The following is a 21,221-nucleotide window of genomic DNA, read 5'->3' as shown; positions in this document are numbered from 1 at the left end:
CACGACGGGACCACGGAAACACCCCGCCCATGGAAAGAAAAAACTCCGGAATGCAGCCATTCCAGAGCAAATCCATGCGCACAGGCGTGATAACTCCTGCGGTACACGATCTTCTTTCATCCCGACTGTACGGTCGGCTTCGGAATTTCACCGAATCATGCCTTACGGCTCGTGGGCTATACCACCGGTGGGGAACTGCGCCCCGCCCTGAAGATCCTGATTCAATTAAGTGCATTATAGGCGCATACGTCCCGGTTGTCAAGCCCGGGTTTGAGACGGCTCAGGACCACGGGCGGCCGTTGCCCTTCCGGGCGAGCTGAGGCGGTCGGCCCCGGCAGAGACGCGGTTACAGAACGTGGATGGATGCGGCAGTTCTTTCCATTCGGCGAAGATTCTTGAATTTTCCAGGTCCTCCTACTATAATAAAATTAGTCTGCGCACATCCGGTCTGGAGGCAGCCCACAGTTTGCCGCCCAGAACGTGTTACAACCAACAGGCGTCATTCAAGGAGGGAGGACGGCATGAACGAGGAGGCATTGGATCTTACCGTAGGTGTTGACGGGATCAAAGATGGCTACCGGGCAATTCTTGACACCATTTTTTGCAGCATTCTTGTGTTTGACGGCAATGGACAACTGATCCACTGCAACTGCGCCGCCCGGAATTTTTTCCATGGACTGGGCATTGATCCGGAGCGCGCGTATTTTACCCGTTTTGAGGCCTTTTCCGAGCCGATGGCAGAGCGGGTGGACCTCATCAGCGGGAAGGGCCGCTACATCATCGAGCTGGAGGGGAGGCAGGTGGTCTGCAACGTCCACCCGTGGGTGATCGACGGGGTCCGGCGGGGCACCATTTTTATCCTGCACGAATCCATGCACTCCAACTGCATCATGCAGGAGCTGGACGTGACCAACAGCCTGCTTCAGGAGATCAACATCTTCGTAGAGTCCTCTCACGACGGCATTTTGGTCACCGACAGCCAAGGCGTCGTTATCCGGGTCAACGCCGCTTTTGAGCGGGCTTTTTCAGTCCTCCGGCGGGAGGTCATTGGCCGGAACGTCACGGAGCTCATCGCCGAGGGCCTGTACCTGGATTCGGCGGCCCTCAAGGTCCTGGAGACCAGGGAGACCGCCACCGTGGTCCTGGAGCAGAAGGGGAAACGGCTCATTGCCACCGGTACCCCCGCCTTCGACATCTGCGGCAGCTTCACCTCCGTGGTGGTAAACATTCGGGACATCACCGAGCTAAACGACCTGCAAAGCCGTCTGGAGCACCAGCGCATGGTGGCGGAGGGCTACATACGGGAGCTGACCTTCATCCAGAGCCGGAATGCCCCCGGTGCGGATTTCGTGGTCCACAGCAAGGAAATGCAGCATATCATGGACACCATCAAGACCATCTCCCAGGTAGATTCCACGCTGCTCATCACCGGAGAGTCGGGCACCGGCAAGGAAGTCATTGTCAACCAGGTCCACCGCTCCAGTAACCGCCGGGACAAGCCCATCATCAAGATCAACTGCGGGGCCATCCCCGCGTCCCTGTTTGAGTCAGAGCTGTTCGGGTATGAGGACGGGGCCTTTACCGGCGCCCGCCGCCGGGGGAAAGCCGGCTTTTTTGAGCTGGCCAATGAGGGCACCCTGTTCCTGGACGAGATCGGAGAGCTGGACCTGGACCTGCAGGTCAAGCTGCTGCGGGTCATCCAGGAGGGAGAGGTCACCCGGATCGGCGGCACCAAGACGCTTCATGTGGACGTGCGCATCATTGCAGCCACCAACCGGGACCTCTGGCAGCAGGTCCAGGAGGGCAAATTCCGGCAGGACCTCTATTACCGGCTCAACGTGATCAACATCGAGGTGCCGCCCCTGCGGGAGCGGCGGGACGATGTCATCCCCCTGGCCGTCCACTTTATCGAGAAGTACAACCAAAAGTACAGCAAGCACAAGGAGCTGTCCATGGAGTTGGGCAAGATCCTGCGCTCCCTGGACTGGCTGGGCAATATCCGCGAGCTGGAAAACCTGATCGAAAACATGGTGGTGCTGGTCCAGCGGGACGTGCTCTACCCGGAGGACCTGCCGCCCCGCTACCGGCAGTCCGGCGCCGAGGTCAGCGCCTGCCAGGTCACGGTCCACGGCATCATGCCGCTGAAGGAGGCCATCCAGCAGGTGGAGAGTCAGCTCCTCTGCCACGCCCAGGAAAAATACACCACCACCCGGGAGATCGCCAAGGTCCTCGGCGTGGACCAATCCACCGTCTCCCGCAAGATGGGAACGCTCCTGCATCGCTGATGCGTTTGCGCATACCCTGTCAAAAGCCCTGAATATCCGCACCTTTTTCTTCCATATGGCCCGTTCCCTGATGCAGAAATGCATAATCAGGGAACGGGCTTTTTTTGGACACCCCTTGCAAACAGGGACTTTTTCCGGTTTTTAAACTTGGCACGGGGGTTGCTTATCTTTATGGGCAGAGAACAGAACCCAACGGACAGACCAGAAAGGCAAATTGAAAGGAGGGTCACGATGGATCGTTGGACCAAGATGTACCAGGAGAAACGTAAGACGCCGGAGGAAGTCGCCAAGCTCTTCCACGCGGGGGACATCTGCCTGAGCAACGGACAGATCACGGAGCCCATCGCCATCCTGCACGCCCTGGCGGACCGGGCGGAGCGGGAGGGGCTGACGGGGATCCGGCACTACCTGCTGCTGCCCATGCGGAACCAGAAGTACATGGCGGCGGGAATGGAAGCCCACATCCGGCACGTCTCCCACTTTGTCAGCGGGTTTGACCGGGAGGCCATCTGGGAGGGGCGGTCTGATTACCTGCCCAGCCACTACAGCCAGGTGCCCGTACTGTGGAAGCAGGTGCTGGAGGGGCCGGACGTGTTCTACTGCACGGTCTCGCCCATGGACCGGCATGGGTACTTCAGTTGCGGCACCGCCGCCGATCTGAGCGAGATCCGCAAAAAGGCCGGGCGCCTGTTTCTGGAGGTCAATCCCACCATGCCGCGCACCTTCGGCAGCCACATCCACATCTCGGAAGTGGATGCGCTGGTGGAAAGCGACCTGCCCATCACCGAGGTGCCCCCCGCCCCCATCAGCAAGGACGACCAGATCATCGGCGGCATGATCGCCCAGGAGATCTGCGACGGGGCCACCCTCCAACTGGGCATCGGGGGCATCCCCAACGCCGTGGCCCAGGCCCTGATGGACAAACGGGATCTGGGCATCCACAGCGAGATGTTCTGCGACAGCATCGTGGACCTGACCAACGCCGGGGTCATCACCAATGACCGCAAGAAGATCCACCGGGGCAAGACCATCGTCACGTTCACCTTCGGCGCGCGGAGCACCTATGACTTCATCGACGACAACCCGGGGGTGGAGTTCCTGCCTGTGGACTACGTCAACGACCCCTTCGTCATCGCGCAGAACGACAACGTCATCTCCATCAACTCCTGCATGGAGATCGACCTGTTCGGTCAGGTCTGCTCGGAGACCATCGGGCCGAAGAACTTCAGCGGGGCCGGCGGACAGGTGGACTTCATCCGTGGAGCCGCGGCGTCCAAGGGGGGCAAGTCCTTCCTGGCCTTCAAGTCCGCGGCCAAGAACGACACCATCTCCAAGATCAAGCCCGTCCTCACGGAGGGCTCCTGCGTCACCACCACCCGGAACGACGTGGATTACATCGTCACCGAGCAGGGCATGGTCCGCCTGAAGGGGCTGACCTGCTCCGAGCGCGCCAAGGCCCTCATCGGCATTGCACATCCCAACTTCCGCGAGGAACTCACCCGCGCCGCCCAGAAAATGCACCTCATCGTATGACCCCATCTCACCGCCCACCCGACTGTGTTGACCGTATCCGTATGGATATACAAATATAAAGGAGGATTTTATTATGGCGATCATGACAAGGGAACAGTTCCAAGCCAGCATCCGTGCCCGAAAGCCCATGAACGTGTGGTTCCTGGGGGAGAAGGTTGACGATCTCACCGCATTCCCCCCACTGGCGGCCAGCTTCAACGCAATCTCCAAGGTCTATGAGCTCCACAGCCATCCCGACTGGGTGGACCTGGTCACCACAAAGTCCGCCCTGAACGGCGAGACGGTCAGCATCTACAACGCCCCTCTGGCCTCCCCTGCCGACGCCAACAAGAAGACCCGCGCCGCCCGCGCCCTGGCCGAGGTCATCGGCTGCTGCACTCACCGCTGCACCGGCTCCGAGGCGTTTGCCGGTCTGGGTCCCTGCACCTACGACATGGACCATGACCTGGGCACCAATTACTACAAGCGCTTTATGAACTTCCTGGACTATGTGCAGAAGAACGACCTGAGCTGCACCGTCACCGTTACCGACGTCAAGGGCCTGCGGACCCTCCCGCCCCACAAGCAGCCCAATAAGGACAGCTACATCCACGTGGATGAGATCCGGGATGACGGCATCGTCGTCAGCGGCTATAAGTGCAACCAGACCGGCATTCTGTTCGCCCACGAGATCATCATCGTTCCCACCACCAACATGAAGCCCGAGGAGAAGGACTTTGCGCTGGCGTGCGCCATCCCCTCCGACACTCCGGGCCTCACCTTCGTATTGGGCCGCACCCCGCAGGATAAGCGCTTCTTCGAAGTGGGCGGCGACATCGAGGGTATCGACCTGGGCAAGCCCTACGCGGACCACCAGGCCCTGGTCTACTTCGACAAGGTGTTCGTCCCCAATGACCGCGTGTTTATGTGCGGCGAGACCGAGTACGTGGGCCGGCTGCTCAGCTACTTCACAGCGGTGCACCGCCTGACCGCCGGGGGCTGTAAGGCGGGCGGCGTCTCCGCGCTGTGCGGTGCTGCCAGTCTCATCACCGAGATGGTGGGCGTGCAGAAGGCCGGTCACATCAAGACCAAGCTGACCGAGATGGCCATGACCGCCGAGACGGTCTACGCCCTGTCCCTGGCCTCCGGCATCGAAGGCTTCAAGCATCCCAGCGGCTTCTGGATTCCCAACCCGCTGCTGTCCCACACCTGCAAGTACAACTGCACCAAGATGCCCTTCGAGGCCGTCCGTTACGCCCGCGACATCATCGCCGGCTTTGGCGAGACCGCTCCCTCCGAGCTGGATATGCGCTCCGCCGGCGTGGGCGAGATTTGCCAGGCCGCCTTCAACCCCGGCAACCCCAACTACGACGCCTTTGACCGCCTCCGCGCCACCCGCTTCATCGAGCATATGGTCCGCGGCTCCAACTGGACGGCCATGGCCCTCCACGGTGGCGGAAACCAGGAGGCTTCCACCGTCATGGCCCGCGCCTACACCGACTGGAATCACCTTCAGGATATGGTCAAGGTGGCTACCGGCATCATCAAGGACCCCGATAAGTGCGATGAGTTGATCAGCGACATCGGCAAGCGGGAAGGCCGCATCTGCACCACCCTGGATCTGCCCAAGGCCGAGTAATCACCCTCCTCCCCAACTCCGTGGCCGGGCCGCAGCGGATACTGTGGCCCGGCCGCATGGCTTTTCACCAAAAACAGGAATGGAAGTGACGCAGTCGAATCAAACGGAGGTGTATTCATGGCATATTATCGCATCGACGGACAGGAACAGCCGCATATTAAGATGGGCATCTTCAAATTACGGATTCCATTTGTCCATTTCAAGCCGGAAATTCCGGAGCTTCTGCAGGGATTCTTATTGATCGCTATTCCGATGAGTTCCATCACCGCGCACCAGGAGATGCTGGGCATTCCTTTTGAACTTGCCATTATCATGGTCACCCTGAACAGCTTGCTGTACAATGTGCACGTCTGCCTGGGTGACCCGGTGTCAGCCGGGTGGATCACCCCGGCCATCCCTCTGATCGGCGCATGGGGCGTGGCAAATTTTGCCGCGGGCCCGGAGCGCATCCACGCCACCATTGCCCTGGGCCTTCTGATGGCGCTGATTTTCTTCGTCCTTGGCATCACGGGCCTGGGCAAAAAGGTCGTGCGTATCATCCCCAGCCCCCTGCGCATCGGCATCGTCTTGGGTGCCGGCGTGTCCTCGGTCATGAGTGTGGCGGGGACGCGGATGAAGGGCATAGAAATCGCGGTCCTTGGCGGTATGGCCATCGCATTCATTACCATGTTCGCCCCCTATTTCCTCCACCGGGTCCATACAAACAAGGGGCTGAAGCTCATCGCCAAGTTTGGGATGCTCCCGGGTCTGGTTGGTGCATGCATCATTGCTTATGCGACCAAGGCCGTGCCTCTGCCCACCTTTGACTTCAGCTTCATCGATCTCTCCCGCGTTCCCGAGCTCATTCAGAACTACACCATCTTTGGGCTGGGGTTCCCGCCCCTTTCGACCTTTGTCAAGGCCATCCCCATGGCCATCACCTGCTATATCATTGCCTTTGGCGACTTTGTCTTTGCCGAGGCGGTTATCAATGAAGCTGACGCAGTGCGCCAGGACGAGTTCCTTAACTACGACAGCAACCGCACCAATATCATCTGCGGTTTCCGCAACCTGTTGCTGGCCCTGGTGGCTCCTTACGGCGCGGTGCTGAGCGGTCCCCTCTGGGGCGCTACGCATATGTCCATCCTGGAGCGGTATAAGCACGGCCGGAAGGATATGGACAGTCTCTTTGGCGGACTATGGTCCATGAACTGCACGCTGATGATCGGCACCATATGGATGGGATTTGTCAGCCTGTTCAAGCCAGGTCTGCAGGTGGCCATGAGCGTTACGATGACGGTACAGGCGTGGGGCTGCTTCTATCTCTCCATTGAGATGTGCAAGACCAGACTGGAGATGTCCATTGCCGGCATTACTGCCATCTTCCTGGCGACCAAGGGCGCGACCTGGGGCCTGTGCGTCGGCCTGGGCCTGTGCCTCATCATGGGTGCATTCAAAAATGCGAAGTACGAAGAAGAGACAATGGGGACGGAGTCCCCCGAGGATGTTCTGACGGAAGAAGTCGTACCGGACGTGCTGGCCACCATAGCAGAGGAAGACCTGTAAACTGCGCTGCGCCAAACGACTGCCCAAGGCATTCTGAACGCATTGAGAGGAGTGTATCAAATGGAAATTCAACGTGTCTGGGCAGCCTACTTCAGCCCGACAGGCACTACGGAAAAGATCGTCACCCACCTTGCCGAGCACCTTGCCAAGCCCATCGAGCATCCGGTGCTGTATTTTGACTTCACACTGCCCCCGGCCCGGCAGGAGGCAAAACGCTTCTTGAAATCCGATCTGGTGGTATTCGGCGTGCCGGTATATGCCGGCCGCGTCCCCAACGTATTGCTCAAGTACCTGAACACCCTGGAGGGAAACGGCGCCCAGGCAGTGCCGGTGGTCCTGTTCGGCAACCGCAATTACGATGAGGCCCTGAAAGAGCTGCGCAACCTGCTGGAGCTCCGCGGCTTCCAGACCGTGGCGGCAGGCGCCTTTGTAGGCGAGCACGCCTTTTCCTACACCCTGGGAAAGGGCAGGCCGGATTACGCCGACCTGTCTGTGGCCTCGGAGTTCGCCCGCCGCATCTTTGCCGTCCTGCGCACCGGCCAGGTCATCTCCCCGGTACGGCTGGACAACGAGGGACCGCTGGGCGGCTATTACCAGCCCCGGGATCAGGACGGCAACCCCATCGACATCCGCAAGGTGCGCCCCAAGACCCGGGACACCTGCACCGACTGCGGCTACTGCGCCCAGATCTGTCCGATGGGCTCCATCGACCCGGCGGACGTGCGGAATTTTATCAACATCTGCATCAAATGCGGAGCCTGTATCAAAAAATGTCCCGTGGAGGCCCGGTACTACGACGACGAGAGCTACCTATACCACAAGCACGATCTGGAGACGACCTACGCCCGACGGGCGGAGCCCACCGTATTCGTCTGAGCGCCCGCCCCGGCGCTCCTGGGTCTGGCCTGCACGTTTTTTCCACAATACCCCTGGCGCCTCCGGTCTCCCCTTCCGGAGGTTCAAAGCTCCTTCCAAACGCAAGAGAAGCGCTCCCCGGCTTTTTGGGCTGGGGAGCGCTTCTCTTGCCACGCCCGTCTCCGATGGGCGCCGGAGGGAGGGCAACCCGCAATCGCCGTTGTGCATAACCGCCTATTTTGTCCATCGGCAGCCCGGTTGATTCGTCCCATTGCTTAAAAAAGCCGGGATTTCACAAATAACCGCAGATTTGTCCAGTGGTACTTTGCAAAACCAACGTATAAAATAGACATAGAAGGACGCGGTTGCTCGCTCTCTTTTCGTCAAATCGCCTGACTCCCGCGTCGCAGGCTCAATTATCTTAAAGGAGGATTCACATGAAACGGTTTCTTGCAGTCATTCTGACCCTGGCCATGCTGTGCGCCCTGCTGGCAGGCTGCGGCGGCGCCTCCAGCCCCTCCCCCAGCGCCTCGGCTCCTGCCGCCCCCCAGACCCCGGAGGGAACCCCCGAAAGCGGCGAGTCCGCCGAGCTCACCCCCACCCAGAAAATCATTGCCGAGGCCGAAGGTATGACGCTGGAGGAGCTGGCCAAGAAGGCCATCGAGGAATCCAACGGCAAAATGTTCTACGGCGTGGGCAACTCCAGCCGCGGCAAGAGCGCGCTGCCCCTGTTCATCGACTACTTAAAGACCATTGACCCCTCCTACTCCATGGAGTTTGAGTGGCAGCAGCCCAAGAACAACAAGATCTTCGATCAGCTCACCGCCGACTCCCTGAAGGAGACCGGCACCTTTGCCATGACCCTGATCCAGGACGGCAACCAGATCGAGAGCAAGATGGTCCAGACCGGCGTGCTGGACACCTTCATCCCCAAGGACTGGGCCGACGCCAACGGCACCACCGCCGCCGACTACACCGGCTATCTGCCTCTGCAGACGCTGAACAAGGTCTTTATGTATAACAACACCGGCTCCAAGACCTATGACAACTGCTGGGACTTTGTGGCCGAGGGTGAGCACGGCCTGTTCATGGACATCGACTCCGAGATCGTGGGCAAGAACTTCCTGTATATGCTGACCCGTGACGACTATGCCGCCTGGCTGAAGGAGTCCTTCGAGGCCCTGTCCGCCGACGAGCAGGCCTACTTCCAGCCCGTCATCAACGAGATGGAGTCCGAGGCCGCCGACCTGGGGCTGGGCGCCGACGGCAAGTACGCCCTGGCCTGGATCAAGCTGTGGGTGGAGTCCTACAACGCCCAGACCGACGACGGCCCCATCTGCAACACGCTGGTGGATCAATCGGCCACCGACCAGTTCGGACTGCTGGTATACTCCAAGCTGCGTTCTGTGGAGGAGTCCTCCTCCGTGTCCGTCAACAACATCAACGTGGCCGCCTATCAGGACGGCTATCAGGGCATCGGCGGCTACGGCTACTGCCACTACCTCTTCGTCACCGACAATTCCCCCCTGCCCTGGACCGCCTGCGCCTTCATCGCCTATATGACCTGCACCGAGGACGGCTTCTCCGCCTGGGGCAAGGACATGGGCGGCTACTCCGCCAATCCCAACGTGGCCGCCGCCACCGAGGCCACTTATCAGCATGAGACCGGCGGCTATGTGGACGGCGTGGACACCTACCCCGCCAAGAACGACCACGGCTACGACTGGTGGACCACCGACGGCAAGCTGGTCCTGGAGGACCCCCAGTACTGCGCCGGCGTGTCCTTTACCGTGGGTAGCTGGATCGAGATGCTGACCAAGTACAGCGCCGGCTGAACCAGGGGCTCCGGCGCCGCCCCATGAGATAAGAGCGCCCTTGGATCGGGGTCCTGTACCGCATCCAGGGGCGCCTTTTCTTCCAGCTTCCACGAAGGAGGAACGCCCTATGAATCCGTCGTCCACCCGGACCGCCGGCCGGCCGGCCATCCTGCTCAATCAGCTCAGGACCTTTTTCTCCAAGCCCCACAACGTCATCCTGCTGCTGATGGGCATCGTGCTTACCGTCACCACCGTGGCTCCCATCGTGGCCATTGTGGAGGACACCTTCAAGATCCACGCCGGCACCATCGACGCCCACCTCACCGGCAAGGCCAGCGGCTACACCCTGGTCAACTACATCGACCTGTTCACCAGCCGCCTGGCCCGGACCAACCTGTGGACGCCGCTGCTGAATACCCTGTGGCTGGCGGCGGGCACCTGCGTGGTCTCCATCCTCTACGGGGGCCTGTTCGCCTTTCTGGTCACCCGCACCAACCTGGCCTGGCGCAAGTACCTGAGCTCCATCTTCATCTTCCCCTACATCATGCCACAGTGGACCCTGGCCGTGGTGTGGCAGAACCTGTTCAACTCCAACGCCGTCACCGGCACCTCCAACGGGCTGCTGGCTGCCACCCTGGGGATCAACATGCCCCTGTGGTGGTGCAAGGGGCTCTTCCCCAGTCTGGTGGTGCTGGGTCTGCACTACGCCCCCTTCGCCTATATCCTGATCGGCGGCATCTTCCGCAACATGGACGCCAACCTGGAGGAGGCCGCCACCATCCTGGATACTCCCAAGTGGAAGACCATGTGCAAGATCACCCTGCCCATGGTCAAGCCCGCCATCCTGTCCACGGTGCTGCTGGTCTTCGGCTCCTCTATGGGCTCCTATCCGGTGCCCCACTACCTGGGACTCACCACCCTGGCCACCAAATATGTGTCCATGAACTCCAAATACACCGGCGAGGCCAGCATTTTGGCCATCGTCATGATGGTGTTCGGCGTGGCCATCATGCTGATGAACCAGATGTCTCTGCGCTCGCGCAAGAGCTACACCACCGTCACCGGCAAGTCGGGGCAGACCTCCAAGATCAACCTGGGCCGGGCGGGCAAATACGTCATCGCCCTGGTGCTGGTGGTCCTCACCTTTTTCACCAGTATTTTTCCCATCGTCTCCTTCGCCTTCGAGACCTTCCTGCCCAACCCCGGCGACTACTCCTTCCTCTACACGGGGGACGCCGGCAACCTGACCACCAAATGGTGGGTCACCAGCGAGAACGTCACCGAAAACGGCATGTACGGCCAGAAGGGTATCCTCCACAATGAGACCATCTGGCGGGCCTTCCGGGGCACCATTCTGGTGTCGGTCTCCTGCGCCCTGCTGGCAGGCACCATCGGCACCCTCATTGGCTACGCTGTGGCCAAAAACCGACGGAGCAAGTGGGCCAACTACGTCAATTCGGTGGCCTTCCTGCCCTATCTGATGCCCTCCATTGCCGTGGGCGCCGCCTTCTTTATCCTCTTTTCCAACGAGCACATCAACCTGTTCAACACCTACACGCTGCTCATTCTCGCAGGCACCATCAAGTACATCCCCTTTGCCAGCCGCTCCAGCCTCAACTCCATGCTCCAGCTCTCCGGCGAGATCGAGGAGGCGGCCATCATCCAGAATGTGCCCTGGATCAAACGGATGACCCGCATCATCATCCCCATCCAGAAATCCTCCATCATCAGCGGCTACCTGCTGCCCTTCATGACCTGTCTGCGGGAGCTGAGCCTGTTTATGCTGCTGTGCGTGCAGGGCTTCATCCTCTCCACCACGCTGGACTACTTCGACGAGATGGGCCTATACGCCTTCTCCAGCGGCATCAATCTGATCCTGATCGTCACCATTCTCATCTGCAACACCCTTGTCAACAAAGTGACCGGCGCCAGCCTGGACAAAGGGATAGGAGGTTAAACCATGCCTGAGATTATACTCACCCACGTGACCAAGCGCTGGGACAAATTCTACGCCGTGGACGACCTGAATCTGGTCATCGACGACAACGCCTTCGTCACGCTGCTGGGCCCCTCGGGCTGCGGCAAGACCACCACGCTGCGCATGATCGCCGGGCTGGAGACCCCCACCAGCGGCCGCATCACCATTGGCGACAAGGTGGTGTTCGACTCCGACGCCGGCATCAACATCCCGCCCAATAAGCGGAAGGTGGGCTTCCTGTTCCAGAACTACGCCCTGTGGCCCAACATGACAGTCTACCAGAACATCGCCTTCGGTCTGGGCAACATCAAGGAGGAGCTGCCCAAGTTTGACCTGGAGGCCCGCCGGACCGCCGCCCTCATCCGCATCCTGCAAAGGCCGGACGACGTGGTTCGGACCATCCGGGAGTGTGTGGACAAAAAGGGCAGGCTGGACGTGAACAAGGCCCATATCAAGCTCATCGACCGCTATGAGATCTCCCTCCACACCGCCAAGACCCTGATGGGCTACAAGCTCCACGAGTCTATGGAGCCGGTCACCGTGGCCAAGGCCAGACTGGAGCAGTTGGAAAAGGCGCTGGAGAGCGCCCGGGCGGCGTGCGCCGCCCAGGGCTGCACCTTCCGGGAGGATTTCGCCTACCTCAAGGACGGCGTGCCTGTGACCGGCGTGCGCAAGCTCTCCCCGGAGGAGATCGACCTCTCGGTCCGCCGGGTGGCCCGCATTGTCAAAATCGGCATGTTCATGGACCGTTATCCCTCCGAGCTCTCCGGCGGACAGCAGCAGCGGGTGGCCATCGCCCGCACCCTGGCCCCCGAGCCCGCGGTACTCTTTATGGACGAGCCGCTGTCCAATCTGGACGCCAAGCTGCGGCTGGAGATGCGCTCGGAGCTCCAGCGGCTGCACATCGACACCGGCTCTACCTTTATCTACGTCACCCATGACCAGATGGAGGCCATGACCCTGGCCACCAAGATCTGTCTCATCGACAACGGCGTGCTCCAGCAGTACGACGCCCCCCTGGACGTCTATAATAAGCCCAACAACCTCTTTGTGGCCGACTTCGTGGGCAATCCGGCCATCAACTTCATGGAGGCCAAAGGCCATCAGGCCCCCGACGGCACGGTGGAGCTGGAGGTCTTTGCGGGCACCCGGCTCGCTTTCACGCCCCGCACGCCCCTGGACCTGCCGGACTGGTTTGCCCGGGCCGACGCCCAGGACGCGGAGAAAAAGGCGGCAGAGCAGGCCAAACAGAGCCAAAAGGGCCATGTGGAGAAGGGAAACAAGGACACCCCCTTCCGCTGCCACATCGCCAAGGTCAACGAGACGGAGGATTTCGGGGACGAGGCCGTCCTCTCCGACGAGGACTTCGTGCTGGGTGTCCGGCCTGAGTTCCTGTCCATCTCGGAACACGGCGCGCTGGAGGCCGAGGTCTACAGCGCCATGCCCACCGGCATGGAGACCACCGTCAAGCTGCGTATTGGGGAGTATCTGCTCACCGGCGTCATCTTCGGCGGCGTGCTCTATCAGATCGGCCAGAAGGTGCGGGTGGACTTTGAGGGGGATCATATGGTATTATTTAGCCGTAAGAACGGCCGAATCATCACCCAGGGGTCCCTCTCCGTCCGGTCCGCCCGGTGAGCGCGGCGGGGGCCTGGCCCCCGCCGTTTTTCTATCTCCTGGAACCGAGGTCATGTTATGGTCAGGCTCATCGCCAGCGATATTGACGGCACGCTCATCCCCTATGGCGCCGCCGCCCTGGACCCCGCCCTTTTCGGACTCATCCGGCGGCTGCGGGACCGGGGCGTCCTGTTCTGCCCGGCCTCCGGGCGGCAGTATCACTCCCTGCGGGGGCTGTTCGCCCCGGTGGCCGACGCGGTCTGCTTCCTGTGCGAAAACGGCGCTATCCTTTACGGTCCCGGCCCGGAGGAGACCGCCCCCGTCCTGTCCCGGACCCCCATGCCCCGGGAGCCGGCCCTGGCTCTGGCCCGGGCCATTCAGACTCTGGAGGGCTGCCGGGTGCTGCTCTCCGGCGCCAACACCAGCTATATCTGCGACTCCGACGAGGGGTATATCGCCTATCTGCGGGAGGGCAAGGGCAACCGGGTGACCCGGATCGCTGACCCGGGTGAGATCGACGAGGCGATCCTCAAGGTCTCTGCCTACTGCCCGCAGGGCACCCACGGGCCCCAGCGGGTCCTGGGCCCGGTGTGGGGAGCGCCCTTCCACATGGCCGCCGCCGGGCCCGACTGGGTAGACTTCGGCCTGGCGGACAAGGGCAAGGGCCTTCGGGAGCTGTGTGCCGGGCTGGGGATCCACCCTGAGGAAGTCGTAGCCTTTGGGGACAACTGGAACGATGCGGCCATGCTGGAGACGGCGGGGACGGCCTGGCTGATGGAGGGGGCCGACCCGGCTCTGGCCGCCCGTTTTCCCCGCCGCTGTACCAGCGTGGCGGCGGTGCTGGAAGCGCTGCTCGTTTCCGCCACATGAGAGAAAGGGGGCGCTACCGTGAAGAAGATCGGACTGCTGCTGGCCCTTCTGGGAGCTCTCGCGGCCTGCGCCGTCCCGGCGGATGAGGCCACCGCCGCCCTGGCCCCCGGCCGGGACGCCCGGCTGACCCTCTATACCTCCCACAAGCAGGCGGTCTACGGCCCCATCGTCAAGGAGTTTCAGGAGGAGACCGGTATCTGGGTGGAGGTGATCACCGGCGGCACCAACGAGCTGCTGGAGCGCATCGCTGCCGAGGCCGAGCAGCCGGTCTGCGACGTGATGTTCGGCGGTGGGGTGGAGAGCCTGTGTGCCTATGAGAGCTGCTTCGAGCCCTACGCCTGCGCCGGGGCGGACCGGCTGCGGGAGGGGCTGCGGCCGGAGGGCGACGCATGGACGCCCTTTTCCTCATTGCCCCTGGTCTTTATCTACAACCCCAAGCTGGTGGAGCCCGACCAGCTCACCGGCTGGGCCGATCTGATCGACCCCCGGTGGAAGGGCAAAATCGCCTTCGCCGACCCCACCGTGTCCGGCTCCAGCTATACGGCGGCCCTCACGCTGCTGTCCTGTCTGCCCGGCGACGATTGGGAGCTGCTGGAGCAGTTCGCGGCCAACCTGGACGGTGACATTCTGGCCGACTCCGGCGACGTGGTGGGCGCGGTGGCCAACGGCAGCCGGTATCTGGGCGTCACCCTGGAGGAGACCGCGCTCAAGGGGCTGGGTCAGGGGGCGGAGATTGCCGTCTTCCTCCCCGCTGAGGGCACCAGCGCCGTCCCGGACGGCAGCGCTCTGGTGGCCGGGGCCCCCCATGCGGAAAACGCCAAGGCCTTTCTGGAGTTCGTCCAGAGCCGGGACGTGCAGGAGCTGGTGGTCAGCCAGTTCTCCCGCCGCTCGGTCCGCACCGACGTCCACGACCCTGACAGTCTGCCGCCGGTGGAGGAGCTGGACGTCATCGACTACGACGTCCACTGGGCTGCGGGGCTGAAAGAGGAATTCACCGCCCGGTGGCTGGCACTGTGCGGGGAGGAACGGGCATGAGGGACTTTCTCAACCGCTCCTTCCGCACCAAGCTGCTGGTGAGCTTCCTGCTGATCGGCATGGTGCCATTGCTGCTGTGTACCGTCCTCATGCTGGGCATCTTCCAGTCCTCCCTTCACCGCAGCGTGGCCGATACCGCCCAGACGCAGTTGGACGCCCTGTGCGGCGACCTGGACGGCCTGCTGGACGCCTGCGCTCAGGTGATGGACCGCCTCCGGAGCAGCGGACGGGTCCGCAGCGCCCTGGACTCCGGCCACACCGACATGGCTCAGGATATCTACTCCATCCTCTACGATACCGCCAGCCCCCTGCTCAACGACGCCGCCTTTTCCCTCTTTGACGCCGGCGGCAGCCGTCTTTACGCCACCGCTAGCCTCTCCGGCGGCGGCTGCCTCAGCGTAGACTGGGGCTTGCTCAAGGCCGCCCGGCGCTCCCCGGATATCGTCTACCGGGATGTGGACGACTTTGGCCAGGGCGGCGCGGGCAGCCTCCTCCAGGCCGCCTGCGCGGTTCGGGAGGGGGAGCGGGTGGTGGGCTATGTGGTCCTGGACCTGACGCAGCGGCACTTCGAGCGGCTCTTTGAGAAGCGGACAGGCTCCGCCGGCGGCGTACTGGTGCTGGACGCCTTCTGGGACGAGGTGTACGCCTCCGCCAGTCTGCGGGACGCTGGGCTGGCTCCCGTCCTGCGGGAGCGGCTGCTCGCCGGCCTGGCGCTGGACGGGGGTGGAGAGTACTCCTATTACGTCCGGCCCGGCGGCGCCGGCGGCCTCTGCTTGATTCTCCAGCAGCCAAAACCCTTGGCCGGATGGGTCATGCGCCTGCTGTATCTGGTGGCCGGAGTGGCCATCCTGCTGTGCCTGGGCCTGTGCGCCGCCGTCTCCATGGGCATGAGCCGTCAGCTTTTTGCACCCATCCGTGCGCTCAACAGCGCCATGGAGGAGGTGGAGAGAGGCAATCTGGACGCCCGGGTGGAGCCCCGGGGCGCCGACGAGATGGCCCAATTGGCCGGGCGCTTCAACCGGATGACCCGGCGGCTGGAGGAGAACCTGGAGCAGTCCCTGCGCCAGCAGCGGGAGCTCAACGATGCCCAGATCCGGATGATGCAGGCCCAGCTCAACCCCCACTTCCTCTACAATACCCTGGACACGGTCAAGTGGCTGGGCAAGATCCACCAGGTCCCCGAGGTGGCCACCATCTCCGCTGACCTGGCCGACATCCTGCGCAGCAGCATCACCAACGACGAATTTGTCCCCCTGGAGCAGGAGCTGCGGCTGCTGGACCGCTATGTGGAGATCCAGCGCATCCGCTTCTCCGGCACCTTCCAGCTCCGCACCCAGGTGGACGACGGCCTGCTGGATGTGCTGGTGCCCAAGCTGATGCTCCAGCCTCTGGTGGAGAACGCCATCATCCACGGGTTTGAGGACAGCGACGGCGGCGAGATCGTGGTCTCGGCCCGGGAGGAGCCGGGCCACCTCCTGATCACCGTCTCCGACGACGGCCGCGGCATGTCGGAGGAGAGCCTGCGCAATTTTCAGGCCCAGATCCTGCCCGGCCCGGGGCGTCACCTGGGTCTGCACAATGTGGACGCCATCCTGCGGCTGCACTACGGGCCGGACAACGGCCTGCGCTTCGTCCCCACGGGCGGCCGGGGCACCTGTGTGCGCATTACCCTGCCCATTACGAGAAGGGAGGTCCCCTCATGCTAAAGGTGGTCGTCGTGGAGGACGAGGAGCTGGTCCGCAAGGGTATCGTTCTGGCGGTGGACTGGGCCTCTGTGGGCTGCGCCGTGGTGGGGGAGGCCGCCAACGGCCAGGAGGGACTGGAGGTCATCGCACGCTACCGCCCCGACCTCATCGTTACCGACATCAAGATGCCCAGGCTGGATGGACTGGAGATGGTACGGCAGCTCAGGGCCCAGGGCAACCGGGCCTATGTGATCCTCCTCACCGCCTACAGCGACTTCTCCTATGCCCAGGCGGCGGTGAAGCTGGGGGCGGTGGACTATCTGCTCAAGCCCTTCCGCGACGGGGAGCTGGAGGCCGTCGTCGAGCGTATCCAGCGCCGGGAGCGGGAGGAGCGGCATCCGGCGTCCCCCGCCGGTCCCGAGGAGCTCCGGGGCAAAAGCAAATATGTTATGGAGGCCCTCAACTACATCTCCGAGCACTACAACGACCCGGAGATCGGGGTGAGCTCCATCGCCGGCCATCTGGGCGTCAGCGAGAGCCATCTGAGCCATGTATTCAAAAAGGAAACCTCCTATACCCTGTCCGGCTACCTGACCAGCTACCGGATGCACAAGGCTATGGAGCTGCTCAAGGACTGCCGCAGCAAGGTCTATGAGGTGGCCGAGCAGGTGGGCTATCGGGATATCACTTATTTCAGCAGCACCTTCAAAAAGGCGGTGGGGTTCTCTCCCTCGGAGTTCCAGCGCCGGTGCCAGTGATTGCCCTTCCCCATACTATTCAGAAGGAACCGGCTGGGGCCACGGCCCCAGCCGGTTCCTTCTGGATATATCCCAATCCACACAGGGCATGATCCGGAATGGGTCAGATGCGCTCCCACAGGGAGGCCATGGCCGGACCGCCGCCCACGCACAGTGCGGCGCCTCCCACCCGGTGCCCTGAGTGGAGCATCTCATAGATCAGCGACACCACGATCCGCAGGGCGGTACAGCCCACTGGATGCCCTAGGGAGATGCCAGAGCCGTTGATATTGGTCCGCGCCCGGTCCATCTGAATGCCGTGCTCTTCCTGGAGCATCCGTTCCACTCCGATGAACTGGGCGGCAAAGGCTTCGTTGACCTCCCAGTAGTCCACATCCTCAAATGCCAGGCCGACCGCTTTCAGACACTTGGGAATGGCCACGGCGGGACCCAGGCCCATGACCTCGGGCTCCACTCCCTCACCGCAGATATGGAGCATCTTTGCCAGGGGAGCGATGCCCAGCGCGTCGGCCTTTTCTTTTGACATGACCACCGCCGCCGCCGCCGCGTCGTTGATCCCGGAGGCGTTGGCCGCGGTGACCACGCCGTCCCGCAGAAAGGCCGGGGGAAGCTGGGCCATGGACGCCAGATCAGCACCCCGAATGGGATGCTCGTCGGTATCCACCACCACAGTGCCTTTTCGGCTGCGGACTTCCATCGGGACAATCTCGTCCTTAAATGTTCCGGCATCAATGGCGGCGCAGGCACGCTGATGACTCAAGACGGCCAGCTCATCGCACTCCTGCCGGGTAATGCCGTAGCGCTTGGCTACATTTTCCGCCGTGACGCCCATATGACCTCCGGACAACTCATCCACCAGGCCGTCATGGAGCATGGAGTCGGTGATCTGGCCGTGACCCATCCGGTAGCCATTCCGGGCCTTGGGGAGCAGATAGGGGGCGTTGGTCATGCTCTCCACACCCACAGCCAGACCAATGTCGGTCTTACCCAGCGCCACATCATTACAGACGATCTCCAGGGCCCGCATCCCGGAGGCGCAGTTCTGGTTTACGCTGACGGCGTTGCTGCGGGCGGGCAGCCCGATGCGCATACTCACCTGCCGGGCGGGCAGAGAGCCCTGCATGGCGGTGTAGAGCTGACCCATGGCGATCTCGTCCACCTGGGATGGGGCCAAACCGGCCCGGCGGATGGCCTCCTTTCCGGCGGCGATGGCCAGGTCACGGGCGGACAGGGAGGCAAAGGCCCCGTTAAATTCGCCGATGGGAGTACGGCAGGCGCTGACAATGACAACTTCTCGCATAGCGTTCCTCCAAACATCGTTGGTGAAGGTTAGGAGCCAATGGCTCCGGAAGGCTTTCAGATGGTGAGGCCCATCTTCTCCGCCTGAAAGACCCGGGGGTCCATCTGCTTTAAGTCCTTGGACAGGATGGGAAGAAAACCCATCTGGTCCAGCACATCCTTTTGCAGGTCCACCCCGGGGGCGATCTCCGTCAGAACGATGCCAGCCCGGGTGAGCCGGAAGACCGCCCGTTCGGTGACATAGAGCACCTCCTGGCCGATGGAGGCTCCGTATTCGCCGCTGTAGGTCACCTGCTGGACGTTCTCCACAAATTTGCGGTTGCGTCCCTCCCTGATGATGTGAAGCGCACCATTTCCAATCTCCAGCTCCAGACCGCCGGAGGTAAAGGAGCCGCAGAAAACCACCTTGCCGGTATTTTGGGAAATGTTGATGAAGCCGCCGCAGCCCGGTGTTTTGGGACCGAAACGCCCCACGTTGATGTCGCCCTTGGCGTTGACCTCGGCCAACCCCAGAACGGTCATGTCCAGGCCGCCGCCGTCATAGAAATCGAACATCGTGCGCATGTCCAGGATGCCCAGGGCGTTCTGCCCGGCGCCGAAGGCGCCGCCGCCGCAAGGGATGCCTCCCATCACGCCGCTTTCGGTGGTCATGGTGAGCTGATCGCCAAAGCCCTCCTCGGCAGCCACCACCGCCACACCCTCGGGCACACCGATCCCCAGATTGATGACGGCATGGGGAGTCAGTTCCATGGCGGCCCGGCGGGCCAGGACTTTGCGCACGTCCAGGGGCAGGGGCGGGATGGAGTCCACGGGGACGTTGATATGACCGGACATGCTGGGGTCGTAAAAATAAGCCTTGGTCTGACGGTGCTCCTCGATGGGGTCGGGGGAGACCACCACTGCATCCACAAAGATCCCCGGGATCTCCACCCGGTCGGCAGTGAGGCTGCCGGCGCGGACGGCGTTCTTTACCTGGACGATGACCTTGCCGCCACAGGCCTTGACCGCCATGGCGATGGTGCGCATCTCCAGGTTCACCGGCTCGTGTTCGATGGTAATGTTGCCGTCCTCGTCGCCGGTGGTGCCGCGGATAATAGCCACGTCAAACTTGGGAGTGGGATACCACAGCCACTCCTCCCCCTCAAACTCCACCACCTTCACCAGGTCCTCGGTGGTGACGGCATTGATTTTGCCGCCCTCCAACCGGGGGTCCACGAAGGTCTTGAGACCCACCTTGGTCAGTTCGCCGGGGCGCTGCTGGATGGCCGCCCGGAAAATACCCGCCACCACCCCCAAGGGGTAGTTGTAGGCCTGACACTTGTTTTCCGCCATATATTTGCCCAGCTTGGGTGTCAGGCCGAAGTGGCCGCCAATAATCTTGGCGATCATGCCGTCCTGGGCCAGGTGATCGTAGCCCTGCCCCTCGGCATTGCCTTGGCTGGCGCAGAACACACAAGTCAGGTCCCGGGGGTGGCCCGTCTGCGCATACCGTTCTCCCATGGCGCGAAAGACGGACTCGGGGGTCCCGGCGATCATAAAGCCCGACGTGCCCACCACGGCACCGTCCCGGATCAGGTCCAGCGCGGTGTCCATACTGACGATTTTACTCATATAGTCGCTCCCTTCTTTGATCTGGCGCGGGCAGGAGAGATTATCCCGGACTCTCCCACCGCAGCAACTGTCTGGCATACTGATAAAGGTCCAGATCAAGAGTGTCCAGCTCCACATGCTCCACGCCGGGCACGTGCTGCCGCAGCACTCGTTCCAGAACCTCGTCCGCCGTGTAATCGGCCGCGGCACAGCCGGCGCACTGGCCTAGAAGCCGTACATAAACGGTGTCCCCCTGGATCCGGGTGACTTCCACCTCGCCGCAGTGCTCCCGCAGGATCGGCCGGGCGTATTCGTCCAGGGCTTGTTCGATGGCTTCCCGCATCAGAATTGCTCCTTTCGTTGGAAAAAAGCGGAGGAACCGCCCGCTGACGATTCCTCCGCCTCAGCTCGTTTCGCACCGCTCTGCACGCCGCTTCAGCCGGACCGGGACACCGCCTGAATCCGGCGGAGGATACTGCTGCAGAGCTGTTCAGGAGGGGTGGGCCAGTGATCCACTGTGTCGGGGGAGACCAGGATCACTGGCCCCTGGAAATCAGGACGGCTGGCGCATTCGGCCTGACAGGCGTTGAGAATCAGGAGCACGTCCACGGCGGGGTCTCTGGCATAGTAACCAAAGACCAACTCGGGCGCCCGCGCCCGCAGCGTTTTGCAGAGTTCCGCCATATCCATGCGGGGCGCGCAGTGCCCGCAGAACTTGACGCCTACCTTCAAGGCG

General features: G+C 62.3%; 16 protein-coding genes and 1 riboswitch. Of the genes, 12 read left to right on the top strand and 4 right to left on the bottom strand.

Annotation, left to right across the window (positions count from 1 at the left end; all coding sequences use genetic code 11):
* Positions 1–104 precede the first annotated feature (104 nt).
* Positions 105–219, bottom strand: a riboswitch (FMN riboswitch).
* Between the two features lie 302 nt (positions 220–521).
* The 12 genes from BN2154_RS14405 to BN2154_RS14350 all read left to right on the top strand — a co-directional run bounded on the left by BN2154_RS14405 (position 522) and on the right by BN2154_RS14350 (position 17,596).
* On the top strand, positions 522–2,285 hold the full coding sequence (locus BN2154_RS14405) for a sigma 54-interacting transcriptional regulator (protein ID WP_050619440.1): 1,764 nt from the start codon (positions 522–524) through the stop codon (positions 2,283–2,285).
* Positions 2,286–2,516: 231 nt separating this feature from the next.
* On the top strand, positions 2,517–3,818 hold the full coding sequence (locus BN2154_RS14400; RefSeq protein ID WP_050619439.1) for an acetyl-CoA hydrolase/transferase family protein: 1,302 nt from the start codon (positions 2,517–2,519) through the stop codon (positions 3,816–3,818).
* 73 nt (positions 3,819–3,891) lie between these two features.
* Positions 3,892–5,436: a 4-hydroxyphenylacetate 3-hydroxylase N-terminal domain-containing protein gene (locus BN2154_RS14395; protein ID WP_050619438.1), complete on the top strand. Its 1,545-nt coding sequence runs from the start codon at positions 3,892–3,894 to the stop codon at positions 5,434–5,436.
* 252 nt (positions 5,437–5,688) lie between these two features.
* Positions 5,689–6,981: a permease family protein gene (locus BN2154_RS14390; RefSeq protein WP_195892364.1), complete on the top strand. Its 1,293-nt coding sequence runs from the start codon at positions 5,689–5,691 to the stop codon at positions 6,979–6,981.
* A 60-nt stretch (positions 6,982–7,041) separates the two neighbouring features.
* Complete coding sequence (locus BN2154_RS14385) at positions 7,042–7,857, top strand: EFR1 family ferrodoxin (RefSeq protein ID WP_050619436.1); 816 nt, start codon at positions 7,042–7,044, stop codon at positions 7,855–7,857.
* Between the two features lie 416 nt (positions 7,858–8,273).
* The gene (locus BN2154_RS14380) at positions 8,274–9,671 is read left to right on the top strand and encodes a hypothetical protein (protein ID WP_050619435.1); all 1,398 of its coding nucleotides are present in this window, start codon (positions 8,274–8,276) and stop codon (positions 9,669–9,671) included.
* A gap of 109 nt (positions 9,672–9,780) precedes the next feature.
* Positions 9,781–11,610 (top strand): ABC transporter permease, encoded by a 1,830-nt coding sequence (locus BN2154_RS14375; RefSeq protein WP_050619434.1) that lies wholly within the window; start codon positions 9,781–9,783, stop codon positions 11,608–11,610.
* Between the two features lie 3 nt (positions 11,611–11,613).
* On the top strand, positions 11,614–13,269 hold the full coding sequence (locus tag BN2154_RS14370) for an ABC transporter ATP-binding protein (RefSeq protein ID WP_050619433.1): 1,656 nt from the start codon (positions 11,614–11,616) through the stop codon (positions 13,267–13,269).
* Positions 13,270–13,326: 57 nt separating this feature from the next.
* Entirely contained in the window at positions 13,327–14,118 is a 792-nt protein-coding gene (locus BN2154_RS14365) for an HAD family hydrolase (protein ID WP_050619432.1), read from the top strand.
* Between the two features lie 18 nt (positions 14,119–14,136).
* A complete protein-coding gene (locus BN2154_RS14360; RefSeq protein ID WP_050619431.1) occupies positions 14,137–15,153 on the top strand; it encodes an ABC transporter substrate-binding protein in 1,017 nt (338 codons plus the stop codon).
* A complete protein-coding gene (locus tag BN2154_RS14355; RefSeq protein WP_050619430.1) occupies positions 15,150–16,859 on the top strand; it encodes a sensor histidine kinase in 1,710 nt (569 codons plus the stop codon). The genes BN2154_RS14360 and BN2154_RS14355 overlap by 4 nt, the downstream gene beginning before the upstream one ends.
* Complete coding sequence (locus BN2154_RS14350; protein WP_050619429.1) at positions 16,853–17,596, top strand: response regulator transcription factor; 744 nt, start codon at positions 16,853–16,855, stop codon at positions 17,594–17,596. The genes BN2154_RS14355 and BN2154_RS14350 overlap by 7 nt, the downstream gene beginning before the upstream one ends.
* Before the next feature lie 103 nt (positions 17,597–17,699).
* On the opposite strand, the gene BN2154_RS14345 is transcribed toward BN2154_RS14350, so the two are convergent.
* The 4 genes from BN2154_RS14345 to BN2154_RS14330 all read right to left on the bottom strand — a co-directional run bounded on the left by BN2154_RS14345 (position 17,700) and on the right by BN2154_RS14330 (position 21,217).
* Positions 17,700–18,896: a thiolase family protein gene (locus BN2154_RS14345; RefSeq protein WP_050619428.1), complete on the bottom strand. Its 1,197-nt coding sequence runs from the start codon at positions 18,894–18,896 to the stop codon at positions 17,700–17,702.
* Positions 18,897–18,952: 56 nt separating this feature from the next.
* Positions 18,953–20,506 carry an acyl CoA:acetate/3-ketoacid CoA transferase gene (locus BN2154_RS14340; RefSeq protein ID WP_050619427.1) on the bottom strand — a complete coding sequence of 518 codons (1,554 nt, stop codon included), beginning with the start codon at positions 20,504–20,506 and terminating at the stop codon, positions 18,953–18,955.
* A 40-nt stretch (positions 20,507–20,546) separates the two neighbouring features.
* Complete coding sequence (locus BN2154_RS14335) at positions 20,547–20,828, bottom strand: NifU family protein (RefSeq protein WP_050619426.1); 282 nt, start codon at positions 20,826–20,828, stop codon at positions 20,547–20,549.
* A 92-nt stretch (positions 20,829–20,920) separates the two neighbouring features.
* A complete protein-coding gene (locus BN2154_RS14330; RefSeq protein WP_050619425.1) occupies positions 20,921–21,217 on the bottom strand; it encodes a hypothetical protein in 297 nt (98 codons plus the stop codon).
* Between the last annotated feature and the right edge of the window lie 4 nt (positions 21,218–21,221).

This window comes from Intestinimonas massiliensis (ex Afouda et al. 2020) (assembly GCF_001244995.1).
GTDB lineage: Bacteria > Bacillota > Clostridia > Oscillospirales > Oscillospiraceae > Intestinimonas > Intestinimonas massiliensis.
Note: the sequence above shows the minus strand (reverse complement) of the source record. Positions and strands in the feature narration are given on the sequence as shown.